At 72.4% G+C, this 17,601-nt stretch carries 16 protein-coding genes; 8 read left to right on the forward strand and 8 right to left on the reverse strand.

Features of this window, described 5'->3' with window-relative positions; translation table 11 throughout:
- The first annotated feature begins 1 nt into the window (after position 1).
- Genes ASD93_RS09010 through ASD93_RS09030 form a run of 5 tightly spaced genes read left to right on the forward strand, consistent with a single transcriptional unit; the run spans position 2 to position 5,596 of the window.
- Positions 2-1,429, forward strand: coding sequence for a glycerophosphoryl diester phosphodiesterase membrane domain-containing protein (locus tag ASD93_RS09010; RefSeq protein WP_056121514.1), 1,428 nt, complete (start codon positions 2-4; stop codon positions 1,427-1,429).
- Complete coding sequence (locus ASD93_RS09015) at positions 1,420-2,127, forward strand: DUF4129 domain-containing protein (protein WP_056121516.1); 708 nt, start codon at positions 1,420-1,422, stop codon at positions 2,125-2,127. The genes ASD93_RS09010 and ASD93_RS09015 overlap by 10 nt, the downstream gene beginning before the upstream one ends.
- On the forward strand, positions 2,124-3,305 hold the full coding sequence (locus ASD93_RS09020) for a DUF4350 domain-containing protein (RefSeq protein WP_082569260.1): 1,182 nt from the start codon (positions 2,124-2,126) through the stop codon (positions 3,303-3,305). Before ASD93_RS09015 ends, ASD93_RS09020 begins: the two co-directional genes overlap by 4 nt.
- On the forward strand, positions 3,302-4,291 hold the full coding sequence (locus ASD93_RS09025; RefSeq protein WP_056121517.1) for an AAA family ATPase: 990 nt from the start codon (positions 3,302-3,304) through the stop codon (positions 4,289-4,291). The genes ASD93_RS09020 and ASD93_RS09025 overlap by 4 nt, the downstream gene beginning before the upstream one ends.
- Positions 4,292-4,294: 3 nt before the next feature.
- A complete protein-coding gene (locus ASD93_RS09030) occupies positions 4,295-5,596 on the forward strand; it encodes a DUF58 domain-containing protein (protein WP_056121519.1) in 1,302 nt (433 codons plus the stop codon).
- 65 nt (positions 5,597-5,661) lie between these two features.
- Here ASD93_RS09030 and ASD93_RS09035 read toward each other — a convergent pair whose 3' ends face one another.
- Positions 5,662-6,309: an MIP/aquaporin family protein gene (locus ASD93_RS09035; RefSeq protein WP_056121521.1), complete on the reverse strand. Its 648-nt coding sequence runs from the start codon at positions 6,307-6,309 to the stop codon at positions 5,662-5,664.
- A gap of 208 nt (positions 6,310-6,517) precedes the next feature.
- On the opposite strand from ASD93_RS09035, the gene ASD93_RS09040 reads away from it, so the two are divergent.
- Positions 6,518-7,288, forward strand: a complete 771-nt coding sequence (locus tag ASD93_RS09040) for an aquaporin (protein ID WP_056121523.1) — start codon at positions 6,518-6,520, stop codon at positions 7,286-7,288.
- 7 nt (positions 7,289-7,295) lie between these two features.
- Here the strand turns inward: ASD93_RS09040 and ASD93_RS09045 are convergent, their stop codons facing one another.
- Positions 7,296-8,291, reverse strand: a complete 996-nt coding sequence (locus ASD93_RS09045; protein ID WP_056124267.1) for a stage II sporulation protein M — start codon at positions 8,289-8,291, stop codon at positions 7,296-7,298.
- A gap of 16 nt (positions 8,292-8,307) precedes the next feature.
- Between ASD93_RS09045 and ASD93_RS09050 the strand changes: the two genes are divergently transcribed.
- Positions 8,308-9,153: an RDD family protein gene (locus ASD93_RS09050; protein ID WP_056121525.1), complete on the forward strand. Its 846-nt coding sequence runs from the start codon at positions 8,308-8,310 to the stop codon at positions 9,151-9,153.
- Positions 9,154-9,247: 94 nt separating this feature from the next.
- On the opposite strand, the gene ahcY is transcribed toward ASD93_RS09050, so the two are convergent.
- Entirely contained in the window at positions 9,248-10,720 is a 1,473-nt protein-coding gene (gene ahcY / locus ASD93_RS09055) for an adenosylhomocysteinase (RefSeq protein WP_056121528.1), read from the reverse strand.
- 40 nt (positions 10,721-10,760) lie between these two features.
- Positions 10,761-10,967: a DUF3499 family protein gene (locus ASD93_RS09060; protein ID WP_056121530.1), complete on the reverse strand. Its 207-nt coding sequence runs from the start codon at positions 10,965-10,967 to the stop codon at positions 10,761-10,763.
- A 188-nt stretch (positions 10,968-11,155) separates the two neighbouring features.
- Between ASD93_RS09060 and ASD93_RS09065 the strand changes: the two genes are divergently transcribed.
- Positions 11,156-11,506: a metallopeptidase family protein gene (locus ASD93_RS09065; RefSeq protein WP_056124270.1), complete on the forward strand. Its 351-nt coding sequence runs from the start codon at positions 11,156-11,158 to the stop codon at positions 11,504-11,506.
- Here the strand turns inward: ASD93_RS09065 and ASD93_RS09070 are convergent.
- From ASD93_RS09070 to manA, 4 genes are all read right to left on the reverse strand, one after another.
- Entirely contained in the window at positions 11,503-12,921 is a 1,419-nt protein-coding gene (locus ASD93_RS09070) for a DUF5719 family protein (protein WP_056121532.1), read from the reverse strand. The two genes, ASD93_RS09065 and ASD93_RS09070, sit on opposite strands and share 4 nt — an antisense overlap.
- A complete protein-coding gene (locus ASD93_RS09075; protein ID WP_056121534.1) occupies positions 12,918-15,770 on the reverse strand; it encodes a glycosyltransferase in 2,853 nt (950 codons plus the stop codon). Before ASD93_RS09075 ends, ASD93_RS09070 begins: the two co-directional genes overlap by 4 nt.
- A 92-nt stretch (positions 15,771-15,862) precedes the next feature.
- Positions 15,863-16,186 (reverse strand): WhiB family transcriptional regulator, encoded by a 324-nt coding sequence (locus tag ASD93_RS09080; protein WP_082569261.1) that lies wholly within the window; start codon positions 16,184-16,186, stop codon positions 15,863-15,865.
- A gap of 174 nt (positions 16,187-16,360) precedes the next feature.
- Entirely contained in the window at positions 16,361-17,536 is a 1,176-nt protein-coding gene (gene manA, locus ASD93_RS09085) for a mannose-6-phosphate isomerase, class I (protein WP_056121535.1), read from the reverse strand.
- Between the last annotated feature and the right edge of the window lie 65 nt (positions 17,537-17,601).

A 17,601-nucleotide genomic window follows, 5' to 3' on the forward strand; every position in this document is an offset into this window, starting at 1 on the left:
CGTGACCGCCTATCCGGCCTGGACTCCGGCATCCCGACCGGGGATCATCCCGTTGCATCCGCTGCCGTTCGGCACGATCCTCGGACGCTCCTTCTCGGCCCTGCGCAGCAACCCGCGCGTGCTGCTCGGCTTCGCGCTCATCGTGCAGACCCTCGCGTACCTCGTCGTCATCGCCGCAGTGGGCGCGATCGCGTTCGCGTCGTTCTCGCGGCTGGCGACCCTGCAGTTCGGAACTGACGAGTACGACGCGGTCGCCGCCGGGTCGACGGCGATCACGATCATCGCGGGCGTCGTGCTCGGCCTGGCCGCGGGGGCGCTCGGCGTCATCGTCCAGGGCATCGTCGTCACCGAGGTCGCGCACGCCGCCGTGGCCGAGAAGCTCACCCTCGGGGCGCTGTGGCGGCAGGTGAAGCCGGTCGTCTGGCGCCTCATCGGGTATTCGCTGCTCCTCATGCTCGTGATCGTCGCCGCGCTCGCCGTCGTCGCCGTCACCACGATCGCGATCGCTGCGGCGATCGGTCCCGCCGCCATCGCGCTGATGCTGCTCGTCTTCCTCGCCGCGATCCCGCTGACGCTGTGGCTATCGGTCAAGCTGCTGCTCGTGCCCGCCGCCATCATCCTCGAGGGTGCGACGATCGGGCGGGCGCTCGCGCGATCCTGGACCCTCACGCGGCGGCGCTTCTGGCCCACGCTGGGCGTGATCGTCCTCATCTCGCTGGTGTTCGGCTTCGTGGCGCAGGCGGTGAGCCTCCCGTTCAGCCTGCTCGGCTCCGGTCTCGGCACGATCATCGCCCCGACGGGCGAACCCAACGCGACCGCGATCGTCGGCCTCGTCGTCACGACCCTGCTCGCGCAGGCCGTGACACTGCTCATCCAGTCCGTCGCCATCGTGGTGCAGTCCACCGCGACGGCGATCATCTACATCGACTGCCGCATGCGCCACGAGGGCCTCGACCTCGATCTGCTGGCCTACGTCGAGCGAAGGGATGCCGGAGCCACCGTCCTCGCCGACCCCTACCGCGAGAACATCGGCCGCCCCGCGGTGCGCCCCGTCTACGGTTACCAGCCCGCGTACGGCGCACCCGGCGCCTATCCCCCGTACGTGCAGCCGGCCGCGGCTCCCGGGTACGCTGCCCACCCGTATCCCCCGGCTCCCCACGGCCAGGCGCCCTACCCGCAGGCTCCCTACCCGCAGGCGCCCTACCCGCAGGCTCCCTACGGCCAGGCTCCGTCCGGGCAGCCGCCGTACGGGCAGCAGGCGTCCCCGCAGGCGCCCACCGGGCAGGCGCCCGCGTACGCCGCGCCCGCGCAGGCCGACGGCGCCGCTCCGCCCGTACGCGAGACCCCGCCCGGGCCGGGCGCGCCGACGACGTGGACCGCGCCCGGGTCATCCGCCGATGGCGTCGACCGAGAGTCTCCGTGGGCCTGACGGGACTGCTCACCGCCGCGGCGAGCACGGGGATCACCCTCGTCTCCCGCGCGATCGATGACGTGCCGCCCCTCCAGCCCGACGGCGACGAGGCGCGCCGGTGGGCCGAGACCGAGCTGTCCGACCCGGTCTACGACATCGCCGAACCCACCCTGCTCGACCGCGTCGCCCAGGCGATCGCGGAGTTCATCGGCAACCTCTTCTCGACCGAGCTGTCGGGCGGGTGGGGCTCCCTCGTCGCTGTGATCGCGGCGGTCGTCGTGATCGCGGTGATCGTGGTCGCCTTCATCGTGTGGGGCGTGCCGCGATCGTCCCGACGCGCGCGAGCCTCCACAGCCACCCTGTTCGGGGAGGAGGAAGGCCGGTCTGCGGCCGAGCTGCGCACGGCAGCGGCATCCGCTGCGCGCGACGGCGACTGGGACGAGGCCATCGTGCTGCACTTCCGGGCCCTCGCGCGAGGATGCGTGGAGCGCGGCGTCGTCGACACCCCGCCCGGCGCCACAGTGCACGCGTTCGCACGGGCGGCGGGTCGCGTGTTCCCACCGCTCGCGGATCGCCTCGAGGATGCCGCTGCGGCATTCGACGACGTGCGCTACCTCCGGCGCCCCGGCACCGCCGACCTCTATCGACTCGTCGCCGAGGTCGACGCCGCGGTCGTGGCGGCACGGCCGATCGCATCCGTCGAGGTGCTCGCATGAGCGCGACCGTCGCTCCGGACGTGGAAGCGCCGCCCGTGCGGCGACGGCACGTCGGGACCTGGGTGGCGATCGGTGTGGCGGTCCTGGTCGTCGGCGCGGTCGGGGCCGCTCTGGCAGCGAGCTCGCAGTGGATGGAGCGCGATGCCCTCGACCCGGAGTCCGCAGGCCCCTCGGGAACCCGCGCCCTCGCTCGGATCCTCGATGACCACGGCGTGGAGGTGCGGATCGCGCGCGACCACCAGGAGGTGGCCGCCCTTCTCGCCGGCGATGCCGACACCCTCGTCCTCCCCGACACTCCGTCGCTGACGGACGAGAGGCTTCGCGAACTCGTCGACCTCGCCTCGGACGTCGTGCTGATCGAGCCGCGCTCTCGCACCCTCGACCTCCTCTTCCCGAATGCGGCGATGGCGGGTTCCGCGCCGTCCGCCGTCGTGTCCCCGGCCTGCGATCTCGGCGACGCCGAGCGGGCCGGCGGCATCGCGCCGGGCGCGCTCTTCACGGCGCCCGGGGATGTCACGGCCTGCTACCCCGTGGACGGCGCCCACGCGCTCCTCACCGCGCTCGACGGCGACCGACGCTCGACGGCGGTCGACGGGACGGTGCTCTTCACCAACGAGCATCTCGCCGAGAACGGCAACGCCGCCCTCGGCATGAACCTCATGGGGCGGCATCCGCTCGTCGTCTGGTATCAGCCCGGCCTCGGCGACACCGACCTCGCCGACACCGACTTCACGCTGGGAGAGCTCACCCCGCCCTGGGTGAGCCCGGTGATCGTGCTGCTGCTCGTCGCCGGTGTCGCCGCCGGGATCTGGCGCGGCCGCCGCTTCGGCCCGCTCGTCGCCGAGCGCCTTCCGGTGACGGTGCGCGCCGCCGAGACGACGGAAGGACGCGCGCGCCTGTATGCGCAGTCGCGCGACGCCCTGCATGCGGCCGATCAGCTGCGCATCGGGACCCTCGAGCGCCTCGCCCGCCTGCTCGGCCTCGGGGCCGGCGCCTCCGCGCAGGAGATCACCGACGCCGCCGCCGCGCGCGCCGGGCTCGACCGCGGTGCGGCGCGCCGCACACTCCTGGACGAGGTGCCGGCGACCGACGCCGACCTCGTCGACCTCAGCCAGCGTCTGCGACAGCTCGAAGACGCCGTCCACGCCCGAGTCCGCCCCGAGAGGAATCCCCGATGAGCGACACTCCCCCGCCCACCCCGGCAGCCCACGACGACGCCGCGCTGCGGGAGGCGATGAACCGCGTCCGCCTCGAAGTCGGCAAGGCCGTCGTCGGCCAGGACGGCACCGTCACCGGGCTGCTCATCGCACTGCTCGCCCGTGGACACGTCCTTCTCGAAGGCGTGCCCGGCGTGGCGAAGACGCTGCTCGTGCGCGCCTTCAGTGCCGCGCTCGGGCTCGACACGAAGCGCATCCAGTTCACGCCGGACCTCATGCCCGGCGATGTGTCGGGGTCGCTGATCTATGACGCCAAGACCGGCGAGTTCGAGTTCCGCGAGGGGCCGGTGTTCACGAACATCGTCCTCGCCGACGAGATCAACCGAACGCCTCCCAAGACCCAGGCGGCGCTTCTCGAGGCGATGGAGGAGCGACAGGTCTCCACCGACGGCGTCACCCGCCCGCTCCCCGATCCGTTCCTCGTCGCCGCGACGCAGAACCCCATCGAGCACGAGGGCACGTACACGCTGCCCGAAGCGCAGCTCGACCGCTTCCTCCTCAAGCTCATCGTCGAGATCCCCGCTCGCGATGCCGAGCTCGCCGTCCTGCGCCGCCACGCCGGCGGTTTCGACCCGCGCGATCTCGCGGGCGCGGGTGTGCGGCGTGCGGCGAGCGCCGACGAGATCCACGCGGCGCAGCGGGCCGCGGCATCCGTCACCGTCTCCGACGATGTGCTCGGGTATGTCGTCGACCTCGCGCAGGCCACCCGACGCAGCCCGTCGGTGCAGCTGGGGGTGAGCCCTCGCGCCACCACTGCCCTGCTCGCCGCCGCGAAGGCGTGGGCGTGGCTCGGCGCATACCCGGCGATCACCCCCGACCACGTCCAGACGATGCTGCTTCCGACGTGGCGGCACCGCATCCGCCTGCGCGCCGACGCCGAGCTCGAGGGCGTGTCCGTCGACGCGGTGCTCGGCTCCGTCGTGCAGCAGACCCGCGTCCCGATCTGACCCATGTACGTCACCGGCCGCCTCCCCCTCCTCGTCGCCCTCGGCGCGGTGCCCGTCGTGCTGCTCTCGCTGGCCGGCGTGGACGCCTGGGTCGCGGCGGCCGGCTGGGTGGTCCTGTGCCTCATCGCGGCGCTGGCGGATGCCGCGCTCGCGGCGGATCCGCGACGCATCCGCGTCGAGCGACCCGCCGCACGGCGGGTCCTGCTGGGCGAGCCGGCCGGCGCCGAGGTGCGGCTGCGCAACGAGGGCGAGCGCACCGTGCACGGGCGCTTCCGCGACGCATGGCAGCCGACGGCGGGGGCACCGGACGGTCGCATCCCCCTCGTCCTCCCGGCCGGGGAGAGCCGCGCGACCGTCATTCCCCTCCTCCCCCGGCGCCGCGGCGAACTGACCTCGCGGTTCGTCGTCGTGCGGTCCGACGGACCGCTGCGCCTGGCCGGCCGGCAGACCCGGCTCGATTCCCTCGGCGCGATCCGCGTGCTTCCGCCGTTCACCTCCCGGCGCCACCTGCCCTCGCGCCTGGCCCGGCTGCGCGAGCTCGACGGGAACACGAGCATCCAGGTGCGCGGGCAGGGGACGGAGTTCGACAGCCTGCGCGAGTACGTCCGCGGCGATGACGTGCGCTCCATCGACTGGCGCGCGACCGCGCGATCGACCACGACGATGCTGCGCACGTGGCGCCCCGAGCGGGATCGGCACGTGATCATCGTCATCGACACCGGGCGCACCTCGGCGGCTCGGGTCGGCGACGGCGTCCGCATGGATGCCGCGATGGAGGCCGCACTGCTGCTCGCGGCGCTGGCATCGCGCGCCGGAGACCACACCCACCTGCTGATGTTCGACCGACGGGTACGTGCCCGGGTGACCCGCGTGGATGGACCGGGTCTGCTTCCCGCGCTGGTCGACGCCATGGCGCCCGTCGAACCACAGCTCATCGACACCGACTGGGATGCCGCCTTCGCAGAGGTGCGGCGACTCACCTCGCGACCGTCGCTGGTCGTGCTCCTGACCGCGCAGGACTCCGCCGGCGCGGCGCGGGGATTCCTCGGCTCGCTGCCGGCGCTGACGGGTCGCACCCAGGTGCTCGTGGGCGCGGTCACCGACGACCCGGAACCCCGTGAGGACCGGCCGGACGCGGCATCCGTCTACCGCGAAGCAGCGGAGCGGAAGACACAGCGCGATGCCGCCGCGGTCGCGGCAGCGATGGCACGAGCCGGGGCCGAGGCGATCTCCGACTCGCCGGAGATGCTTCCGCCCCGTATCGCCGACCGGTATCTCGCGCTCAAGGCGGCCGGGCGGCTCTGACACGCGCCTCCGGCAGACGCGGAACGGCCCGGGTGTCATCCACCCGGGCCGTTCTGCGTGCGAGGTTACTTGTCGGTCGCGGGCAGCTTGTCGTGGGTGTTGAGCACGCGGAACACGACCGCCGCGATGGCGCCGCCGACGATCGGGGCGAGGAAGTAGATCCAGTACGAGCTCCACGCGAACGTGCCGGTGATGGACAGTCCCAGTGCGACGGCGGGGTTGAAGCCGCCGCCCGAGATCCCGCCGAGGCCGACTGCGCCGACGAACACCGTGGTGCCGATGGCCAGGCCGTAGAAGGAGTTGTTCGGGTGGTCCTTCGACGTCGCCACATTCAGCACGACATAGACGAGCACGAAGGTCCAGAGGGCCTCGACGAGCAGCGCGGGACCGACCTCGACCTCCATCGGCGCCTCCGCCGCAGGGAAGAGGGCGAAGCTCACCGCAGCCGCGAGGGCTGCGCCGACCAGCTGCGCGACGATGTAGACCACGAGACCGACGGCGTCGATGGCTCCGCGGAGCCAGACGCCCACCGACACGGCGGGGTTGAGATGCGCGCCCGAGATGTGGCCCGTGGCGAACACCATGATCATGAGCGCGAAGCCGATCGCCAGCGGCGTGAGATCGCTGCCGCTGTTGACCGCCGCGATGATGGCGAAGACGAAGACGAATGTGCCGACCAGCTCGGCGACTGCACTGCGAACCGTGCCCGTCATGGGAGTTCCTCCATTCAGAACGGGCGGCGCGAACTGCCCCGCCACGAGTTACGGCCCCGACACTAGCGGACGTTCAGCGATTTCCCAGGGAGCGCACGCCGTCCCTCACGTGAACGCTTCATGGCCACGCGCCGCGACATGCGACAGGCAGGGCGATCCACTAGATTCGGTGCGGGCGTCCCCCGTCTGCGCCCGAGGAGGAGCCGCCATGAGCGAGTCGACCACCGCCCGGCCCGCGAGCTCAGCGCTCGTCGCCGAGGCGATCGGCACCTTCGTCCTCGTCCTCGGCGTGATCGGCACGGCACTGTTCGCCGCCGGATACGGCGAAGGGACCGACCAGGCCAACCGGGGGGTCGGGTTCCTGGGCGTGGCCCTCGCGGTCGGTCTGACCGTCGTCGCCGGCGTGTACGCGTTCGGCCCGATCTCGGGCGGGCACTTCAACCCCGCCGTGACCATCGGGCTGGCCGCCGCGGGTCGCTTTCCGTGGAACCGCACGATCGGGTACATCGTCGCCCAGATCATCGGCGGCGCCATCGCGACGACGGTGATCGTGCTGATCGGGCTCTTCGGCCCGAACGGGTGGCTCTCGACCGCACAGGACAGCGGATTCGCCAGCAACGGGTGGGACTCCCGGTCTCCGGCCGGCTTCGGCATCGGCGGCGCCATCGTCGTCGAGGTGCTGTTCACGGCGCTCTTCGTGCTGGTGATCCTCGGAGTGACCCACCCCACGCGGGGCAACCCGGCGTTCGCGGGCCTTGTCATCGGGCTCACGCTGACGCTCATCCATCTCGCCACCATCCCGATCGACAACACCTCGGTGAACCCGGCCCGGTCGATCGCCACGGCGATCTACGGCGGCCCCTTGGCGATCGGGCAGCTCTGGGTCTTCCTCGTGTTCCCCGTCGTGGGTGCGCTGATCGCCGGCTACGCCTTCCGCGCCCTGTTCGGCACCGCAGAGGACAGCGCCGCGCCCGAGTGAGGCTGCGTCACCCCGCGGTGAGCGTCGGCGTGCCCGTCTCGTACTCGGTGAGGTCACCGGTCTCACCACGACGGAACGCACGCCCTCCGACCACGATCATGTAGACGAGGAACAGCGCCAGCGCGGCCGCACCGATGCCGATCTTGAGCGGCCACGGCCAGGGCTGCGCCGTCACGAATCCCTCGATGATGCCGGCGACCGCCAGCGCGAACACGAGACCGATCGCGACGGTCGCGAGTGACCTGCCCGCGGCGGCGAGCGCCTCGCCGCGCGAGCGACGCCCCGGCGCGACCCATGCCCAGAAGATCGTGAGGCCGGCCGCAGCGGCGACGAAGAGGCAGGTGAGCTCGAGCAGCCCGTGCGGCGCGATGTACAGGAGGAAGACATCGGCGCGACCGAACTCGATCATGATCGCCGCGGCCGTCCCGACCCCCACCGCGTTCTGGACCATCACCATGATCGGCCAGAACCCCGTGATGCCGAACAGCACGCACTGGACCGCGATCCACGCGTTGTTGGTCCAGACCGTGCCCGCGAAAGCCGCGGGGTGGTTCTCGCTGTAGTAGTCGGTGAAGTCGCTCTCGGCGTACTGCTCGAGCTGCCAGCGGCTTCCGAGCGCGGCGACCAGCGCGTCGTCGCCCGACACCCACAGCGCCACGACGGTGCCCACCAGGACGAATCCGACCGCGATCGCCAGCGTGAGCCAGCGGATCCGGTAGAGGGCGGCGGGGAGCTGAAGGGCGAAGAAGCGCGGCACCTTCCGCATCACGTTCTCGGGTGCGCCGGTCAGGCGGAGCCGTGCCCGTGCGAGCATCGTCGAGATGTGGTCGCCCTGCACGCTGCGTCCGGTGGACGTCTTGGCATCGGCGAGGTCCGCCGAAGCCGCGCGATAGCGATCCACCAGCTCGTCGACCTCGGCTCCGGCGAGCCGCCGCGTGCGGCTGAGCTCGTCCAGCCGCGCCCATTCGTCCCGCCGCGCGGCGGTCAGAGCGTCGAGGTCCATGTGCTTCACTGTACCCATGCCGGACGGCCGCGCCTCGATCATCGACATCCACCAGGACGAGGTGCTGACCGGCGAGGCGGTCGCACTCGATGTGCAGCCGGTCGGCTACTTCCTGCGGGCGCTCGGCGTGCTCATCGACATGCTGATCGGCGTCATCCTGATCGTTCTCTTCGTCCTGCTGACGACGTGGCTGCTGAGCATCGGGGCGCTCGACGAATCGACTCTGACGATCGCGACCGTCACCATGCTCGTGCTCGTCCTCGTGCTGATCCCGACGGTGGTCGAGACCCTGAGCCGCGGCCGCAGTCTCGGCAAGCTCGCCGTGGGCGGGCGGATCGTGCGAACGGACGGCGGTGCGACGGGGTTCCGGCACGCGTTGATCCGGGCGCTCGTGGGCGTCTTCGAGCTGTGGTTCACGGTCGGGGCCGTCGCCGCCTTGGTCGGCGCGTTCACCCCCCGGTCGCAGCGGCTCGGCGATCTCCTGGCGGGCACGTACTCCGAGCGGACCCGCACTCCGCGGCTGCCCGCCGCCGACTTCGGCGTCCCGGCGCAGCTCGTGGAATGGGCCGCGGTGGCCGATGTCGCACGCCTGCCCGAGCGCCTCTCACGTCGCCTGGCGCAGTTCGCGTCCTCGGCGCGCAGGATGGAGCCCGGCGCGCGTGCACGGGTCGGGGCATCCCTCGCCCGCGAAGCGGCCGAATACGTCTCGCCGGTGCCCGCCGTCGACCCCGAGACGCTCATCATCGGCGTCGTGGCCGTTCGTCGTCAGCGGGAACTGCGTGCGCTCCAGCTCGAGGCCACGCGCGTGGACCGGCTCATCGCCGCGGCGCCGTCCACCCCGCGAGGCTTCCCGGAGCGCTGAAGTCCTCCTGGCGAGGGCCGTTTGTGCGGGCAAATGCGTGCGACACGGCGGACGTGTCGATGCATTCGCCCGCACAAACGGACGGCAGGCCGGCTCAGTACCGGTAGTGGTCGAGCTTGTACGGTCCGTCCACCGGGACGCCGATGTAGGCCGCCTGCTCGGGCGTGAGCGTCGTCAGCTCGACCCCGAGGGCCGCGAGGTGCAGTCGCGCGACCTTCTCGTCGAGGGTCTTGGGCAGTGTGTACACGCCGATCGGGTAGTCCTCGCGCCGGGTGTAGAGCTCGAGCTGCGCGAGCACCTGGTTGGTGAAGGAGGCGCTCATCACGAACGACGGATGCCCCGTCGCGTTGCCGAGGTTCATCAGGCGTCCCTCGCTCAGGACCAGCACGCTGCGACCGGTGGGCAGTCGCCACTCGTGCACCTGGGGCTTGATCTCGATGCGCTCGGCGCCAGGGATCGCGGCAAGACCGGCCATGTCGATCTCGTCGTCGAAGTGGCCGACGTTGGCGACGATGGCGAGATGCTTGAGGCCGAGGAGGTGCTCGGGGGTCACCACGCGCGTGTTGCCGGTGCCGGTGACGACGATGTCGACCTGGTCGATGACCGACTCCAGGCGCGCGACCTGGAACCCGTCCATCGCGGCCTGAAGGGCGCAGATCGGGTCCACCTCGCCGACGATCACCCGTGCGCCCTGGCCGCGCAGCGCCTCGGCCGAGCCCTTGCCCACGTCGCCGTAGCCGGCGACGAACGCGACCTTGCCGCCGATCAGCACATCCGTGGCACGGTTGAGCCCGTCGGGCAGCGAGTGGCGGATGCCGTACGTGTTGTCGAACTTCGACTTGGTCACCGAGTCGTTGACGTTGATGGCCGGGAAGAGCAGGCGACCGGATGCCGCGAGCTCGTAGAGGCGGTGGACGCCGGTCGTCGTCTCCTCGGTCACGCCGATCAATCCCGACGCCAGGCGGGTGAAGCGCTGCGGGTCGCGCGCGAGGCTCGCGCGCAGCGTCTCGAGGACGATGCGATACTCGGCGGAGTCGGAGGCCGCGGCATCCGGAACCGCCCCCGCGCTCTCGAACTCGACGCCCCTGTGGACCAGCAGCGTGGCGTCGCCGCCGTCGTCGAGGATGAGGTTGGGACCGTCGGCCCCCTCGGCCGACCAGTCGAAGATGCGGTCGGCGAGGCGCCAGTACTCCTCGAGAGTCTCACCCTTCCACGCGAAGACGGGCACGCCGGCGGGGGCGTCGACGGTGCCGGCGGGACCGACGACCACGGCTGCCGCGGCCTCGTCCTGCGTCGAGAAGATGTTGCAGCTGGCCCAGCGCACCTGTGCGCCCAGCGCGACGAGCGTCTCGATGAGCACGGCCGTCTGCACGGTCATGTGGAGCGACCCGGCGATGCGCGCGCCGCGCAGGGGCTGCAGCGGGCCGAACTCCTCACGCAGGGCGATGAGTCCGGGCATCTCGTTCTCAGCGAGGCGCAGCTGGTGACGACCGGCTTCGGCGAGCGAGAGGTCGGCCACCTCGAACTCGAGCGAGCGGACGGCGGCAGCGGGCGATTCGGTCGGCATCCGCCCATTCTCGCACCCGCCGGGTGCGGCGTGCCGGGGTCTAGACGCGCAGCGTCTCGTGCCGCACGACGACCCAGCCCTTGGGCACCGACAGGCGGTCGGTGTGGATGGCGCACAGGTCGTGAGCGTGCGGGTCGGTTCCGCCGCCGAGCGGCCCCAGCGCGGCCATCTGATCGCCGTAGTCGTACGTCAGCGTCGTCACGGCCTCGCGGGCGCATCCCACCTTGGAGCAGAGTCTCTCGCGCATCGGGTCGACGCTATCGTCCCCGTGATGCGGGAGCCGGATGCCGCGCCCACGGCGTGCGATTCGGCTCGATGGGCGCGCGGCGCGCCTAGGATGGTCGCATGGCGTGGCGGCGGACCCGGAGCACGGAATCACCGTCCCGGCGACGCTCGCGCCACGGCCGGCACGGTCGGGAGGACCGCAGTCCGGTCGTGCGCCCGCCGCTCCCCCCGCTCGACACGAGGATCGACCGCTTCGACCTCGCCGTCGGCACCGCGGCGGAGTTCCTGCGGTCGGCGTGGCCGGAACTGCGCGACGTCAGCTTCGAGATCGCCGACATGCCACCGGCGAGCGACGACGACGGCATCCCCCGCTGGACGGCGCTGCGCGACGCGCGGCGGATCATCGTCTACCGCCTGCCGATCGAGCGCCTGAGCCATCTGCACCGCGACGACGACCTGCACCGCCGCATGATGATCGAGAGCTGCGTGTTCCGCGCGGCGGCCGAGTACCTCGACCGCGATCCCTGGGACCTCGGCCCCGAGCGGTTCCGGTTCTTCTAGGGGTAGACGACGATGTCGGGTGCCGCAGCGTCGGCGGGCCACACCGACATGCCCGCCAGCGCGCCGTCTCCCGTCAGCGACAGTGCGGCGCGGATCCGCCCCGCGCCCGGATCCAGGACGTAGACCGTGCGCGGCGAGAGCCGGGCGGTCGTGCTGCCGTTCGCCGGCACCGTCACATCGAGGCGGTACGAGCCGTCCTCCGAGGTCAGCGAGACCTCGACCGGCTCGTCGTCGGGATTCACGAGGGTGAGCGCGGGCGGGGGGCCGCTCGGCGCTGCGAACAGGCTCGGCACCGACACCACCGGCGACGGCGTGTACCAGGCGAAGTCGTCGCCCGCCTCGTACCCGGTCGCCTGCCACACCGCGGCCACCAGCGGCTCGCCGGCCTCGACGCGGACCGTGTAGGTGCCCACCGGGAGGCCGCCGAGGTCGACCTCCACGGGCTGACCTGCGACCAGCGCCACCTCCTCCGGCTCCCGCGCCGGATCGTCCCGGCCGACGGGTGTCACGGTGATCGACGCCGTGGCATCGGCGGACGGCGCGAGCATCCGCAGCACGGTCGCGACGTCCGAGGCGCCGTCCGCTCCCGGGGCGCGCGTGACCGCGACGCCGGTGATCGTCTGCTCGGCGAGCGGCTCCGGGATCGAGCTGACCTGATCCACGCCGCCCGGGGTCAGTGTGCGCGTGATGCTCGCCTGCAGCGACGCGTGCACGGGGGCGCCGGCCGCCGAGACCCGCACCACCGGGCTCGCCTCGCCGAGGACCAGACCCGCCAGCGGGATCGCGCGCTGCGTTCCCGGGGCCACGACGACATCGGTGCCGCCGGGCGGCGTCTGCGCTCCGGCGGCGCCGAAGACGCTGAGCTGCACCGTGGCGGGAACCACCCCCGGGTTCGACAGCAGAACGAGGTCGGCGGCTCCGGTCTCGCCCGACCCTCCGACGAGCCACGACTCGAGGAGCGGCGGGCGGCACGCGGATGCCGCGAATCCGGCGAGATCGTCCGCCGAGACGATCGCCGAGCCCGCCGCGCCGACGTCCACCCGCTCCCGGTCCTGGGGCGGCGCGGTGAAGACCTGCGGACCGTCGCCGAGGTCCTGTCCGTCGAGGGCGAGCACGGTCTCGGTCGGCGGCGGAGCGCCTTCGCCCACACCGCTGGTCACCTGCTGGGAGGCCGCGATCGACACGGCCCCCGCCTGTGCGACATCCCTGCCGACGGTCAGCAGCGGCCCGTCGCAGGCGACGACGGACGCGGCCGGGGCAGGCTGGGCCGATACGGACGCCGGCTCGCGCGCCACGGTCGGCCACGGCAGCGTGACAGCGGTCGCCACGGCGACCACGGCGGCCGCCGACACGACCGTTCCGGCCAGCAGCCGGGTGCTCGTCGTCGCCCAGCGGAACATGCGCCGATCGCTCATCGACCCTCCTGCCAATGCGGGCCGACGACGCGCGGCGTCTGCCGCGCCTCGCGACGCGACGCGCTCGTGGGAAGGGCGAGCAGGAGCGCTGCCGCCAGGACGGCGATCTGCGCGGCGGTGATGAGCGCCGCGGTGGCATGAACGGATGCCGCCACCGCCGGACGGGGCGCCGGCTCGGAGGTCACTCGCCACAGCGCCCCCTTGGTCGTCTCACCCACGGCGTCGAGGGTGTCGCGCTGATCCAGCGCGGTCGTCGCCGACAGTCGCATGGTGCGGGCGGTGTCGGACTCGGGCGCTGTCGCCGGTGCGACGAGGACGAACGAGATCCCGCGCTCGGCGAGCTCGGCCACGACGTCGTCTGCCGACGAGGTCACCAGATCGGCGGCGAGCTCGGCAAGGTCGGCGGCCTGCTCGTCGGGCTCCGTGCGGGTCGAGAGCAGCGTGGTCTGACCGCCGATCGTCTCGCTCCCGCCCCAGACGACCTGCGCCGACACTCCCCCGGCGTTCTGCGGCGTGAGCACGATCGTGCCGACGTCCGGATCGTCGTTCCCCTCGGCCGCGACGTACGCGGGGAGGGTGGATTCCGGTCCGTTCGTGAGCAGCGCGGTGCCGCGCGTCATCGCCGTGAGTGAGGGAACGGCGAGCACGGCGATGCCGAGGAGGGCGACCGTCGCCGCCAGGCCGCGGACGAGCCGGAGGCGAGGGGCGAGTCCGGCGTCCAGCGCGACGGCTGCCGCGCCGATCGCACCGAGCCACGCGAGGCTCAGGCCGCCGCCGGGCCAGATGGCCACCGCGGTGGACTGATCGAACGAGACCGCGATCCCCACGGCGGCGAACGCGGTGGTCATTCCGAGGGCGGTCACGACCAGGAGGGTGATGCCGGCTGCCCAGCGCTGGGTGAGCGGGGAGATCAGGGCGAGCAGCGCAACGGGAGCGACCAGGAGCGGGACCCACCACGTCGGGCCCTCGGGAAGCAGAGTGGTCCACCCGGCGAGATCGGGCGTGGGGATGCCCGCGGCGAGGAGCGCCCGTCCCGCGGCATCCGGAGCGACCTGCGGTCCTGCCCACGGCACGCCCGGATCCGAGAGCAGTCCCCACAGCTCGCCCCGACGAGACGCGCTCCAGACCAGGGGCGCGAAGAGCACCACCGCCGGGACGATCATCCAGATGAGCCGCGCCACGCCCCGTCCGCCGCGCAGCACCACCGCGAGGACGATCGATCCCGCCCATGCGACGACCAGTGCGGGAGCGAGGGACGGCGAGACCGCGAGCACCGCCGCGAGAAGGAGCGATGCCGCCCCCGCCCCCGCCCACGAACGATGCGCGACCGACCCCGCGAGGAAGAGCCACGGGAGCAGCAGATGAGCGAGCACGGCGGAGGGACGGCCCTGGGTGAGTGCCACCAGGAACGCGGGCGACAGCGCCCACAGCACCCCCACCATGAGCCGCAGCACGGACCTGTCCGTCACGCGCGTCGCAGCGAACCATCCGCCGAGCGCTGCCAGCGGCAGCGCGATGATCCACAGGATCACGACGGCGCGCGACGGCGCCCACGGCGACAGCGAGCCGAGGACCGCGATGACCCCCGCGAAGGGATCGGCGGGTCCGATCGTGTCGAGCCCGAGCGCCCGCTGGCCGTACGCGGCATCCGTCCACAGCTGGAAGACGGCGGTGCGCAGCGGCTGCAGCGCGCCGCCGCCCACCGTGGTCCACGCGAGGAGAGCAGGGAAAGCGGCTATCGAGGCGACGAGCGCGCCCAGCACCAGCCACGCCGCCCCGCCCGAGAAGAACCGCAGTTCGGACCGTCGCGGGGTTCCGACGACGGTGTCGGCCGGCTCGTGTCCGAACTGCTCACGCAGCTCGGAGCCCGTCGTGCGCAGGGGCGCGAGCTGGGCCCACGATGTGCGCTTGGTCTGCGCGAGCCGCCTCCGGCTGCGCGACACCGCGACGGGCCGGAACATCGCCACCGCGGCCGCGCCCCACTCGGGAAGGATGCTGCCCGGCTCCTTGCGAACGAGATCGACGACAGTCCGCCACACGGCGAGGGGCAGGATCGCGAGCCAGTGCAGCGGCACGGCCACCGCGGGCGCGTAGGAAAGCCGCCGGTGCAGCTGGGCGACGCGTGACGAGTACGCCCGGCGTCGGCGCCGCGGGGCGGTCAGCGCGGAAGGCTGGCCCGCCACGCCGTCTCCCGCCGTCGCCACGATGGCCGTCGGAGCCAGCTCGACCCGCGCACCCGCGAGGCGTGCGCGCACGCCGAGGTCGAGTCCTTCGTCGGCGCCGTGCAGTGCGGGGTCGATGCCGCCCAGCTCACGCCACGCGTCCGCGCGCACGAGGAGGCCCCGGACGTCAGCGCCCAGCACATCGGCGCCGCCGTCGTGCTGGCCCTGGTCGAGCTCGCCGTCGGCGAGTCCGATCGACCGCCCGAACCGCGTCATCCCCACGCCGAGGGAGACGATCTCGGAGCGATCGTCCCAGCGCACGAGCTTCGGCGCGGCGAACGCCGCGGACGGCGACAGCTCGAGCGCGCCCGCGAGGCGAGCCAGCGTCTCACGCTCGGGAGCGGTGTCCTGGGCGAGGAGCCACACCGCATCGCCGTCGAGGCGCGGCGCGACGAGCGCGATGGCAGAGGCGAAACCCGTCGACGACGGGGCCTCGATCACGGATTCGGCGAGCGAGGTCCGCGCGACCTCGGCGAGTGTCTCATCGCCGCCGCACAGCACGATCGTGAGGACATCGACGGGACGGCTCTGCTCCGTCAGCGCCGCCAGTGTGCGCCGCAGGTGATACGCGGCCGGCGTGCGGCCGTCGGGACGCACGACGAGGATGGCGTGTACTCGGACGGGCATGACGTGGTCAGCCTAGGCGGCATCCGCACGACCCGCGGCCGCACGCGCCGATCGAGTCGGATCGATCGGCGAAAGAGCCGGATGCTGTCGGATCAGCCGGCGCGGCGCTTGAGCTTGCGGCGCTCGCGCTCGCTCAGGCCGCCCCAGATGCCGAAGCGCTCATCGTTCTGGAGCGCGTACTCGAGGCACTCGCCGCGGACGTCGCACGTGCCGCAGACGCGCTTGGCGTCGCGCGTGGATCCGCCCTTCTCCGGGAAGAAGGCCTCGGGGTCGGTCTGGGAGCAGAGCGCATCGGTCTGCCAGGAGAGCGGATTGTCGTCACCCTCGATCGGTCGGCGGACACCTGGGACCCCGAGCTGGACCGGATCGACGAACCAGTTGTCGGGAACGCCGGAACGGTATTGCGACGCCGTCATCTCGTACTCCCCCCGGGGATACCCCTCCACGCGGTGTGCGTGTTGGAGTAATTACACCGGTGTAGTTCGCTCAGGTCAAGTCGCAGATACTAAAGGCTCAACTCGCTCTTGAACCTTCGCGACTCGCCGTCGGCGCGTCGCCGTGTGATAACGGTCCGATGAGAAGTCCATCATCTACGCGGAGGAGCGAGCGCTCTCCCCCGCTGCGGCGATGAAGACCTCTCCGTCGCCCTGCAGGAGGATCGACTTCTCGTCGGGGGTGACGAGCACGGCGGCTCCAGGGGCGAGCGTCTCGGCCGCGCGGCTCGCCGACCCCGTCACGGTGATCGTGCCGGCCGTGCCGAGCACGATCGACGCGCCGTGGACCGGTCGCACGAGCTCGCCGTGCGCGCCGCCCAGCGTCACCCGATCCAGCACGAAATCGCTCACGGGCACGTCGAATCGCCCGACCTGCGCGGCGACGACGCTCGGCTCGATGATCGGCGGCGTGCGCGGGGCGTCGTCGATCACGTCGAGCAGCTCCGCCACGGCGATGTGCTTGGACGTGAGCCCGCCCCGCAGCACGTTGTCGCTGGCTGCCATCAGCTCGACCCCGAGCCCCTCGAGGTAGGCGTGCAGCACGCCTGCCGGCACGAACAGTCCCTCGCCACGGCGGAGGGTCACGAGGTTCATCAGCAGCGCGACCACGATGCCGGGGTCGCCCGGGAATCGCTCCTGCAGTGTACGGACGACGGAGAGCTCGGCACGGAACTCGTCGGACGTCGCGGCCACCGCCGCCGCGATCACGTCGCGCACGTCTCCCCGGGCTTCGGGCGACAGCACCCAGGCGAGCACATCACGGAGCGCGACATCGGACACTCCCAGGCGCTCCTCGAGGGGGCGCCCGCCGGCACCGAGCGCCTTCACGAGGCGACGGCTGGCCTCGACCTCCCGCAGCCCCGCCAGCGCAAGGAACTCGTCGCTCACGGCGACGATCAGCTCCGGCTTGTGGTTCTCGTCGCGATAGACGCGCCCGTCGGCATCGCGCGGGATACCCGCGGCCTCCTCCCGCGCGAATCCCGCCTGCGCCTGCGGCTTCGACGGGTGCGCCTGGATCGACAGAGCGGATGCCGCGCCCAGCAGCTTCAGAAGGTAGGGCAGATGCTCCGGAGCACCGGCGTCTCGGCCCTCGTCGGCCAGCCACACGTCGAGAGTGCGGCCGTCGGGCGTGATCGAGGGATCGCCGGGATGATCGCCGAACCACACTTCGGCCTCGGGGCGACCGGTGGGCGCTCGGCCCTCCAGCCCCGCGATGAGCGTGGCCGACCCCCACGCGTAGTCGCGGGGTTCGTTCGTGAGCGGCACGAGCATGCCTCCAGCGTACGGCGGCGCCGCCCCGGCTCCGGGCCTGAGCCGCACCGGATCCGCAGGTTCGC

The organism is Microbacterium sp. Root180, from assembly GCF_001428485.1.
In the GTDB taxonomy this organism is placed as follows: Bacteria; Actinomycetota; Actinomycetes; order Actinomycetales; family Microbacteriaceae; genus Microbacterium.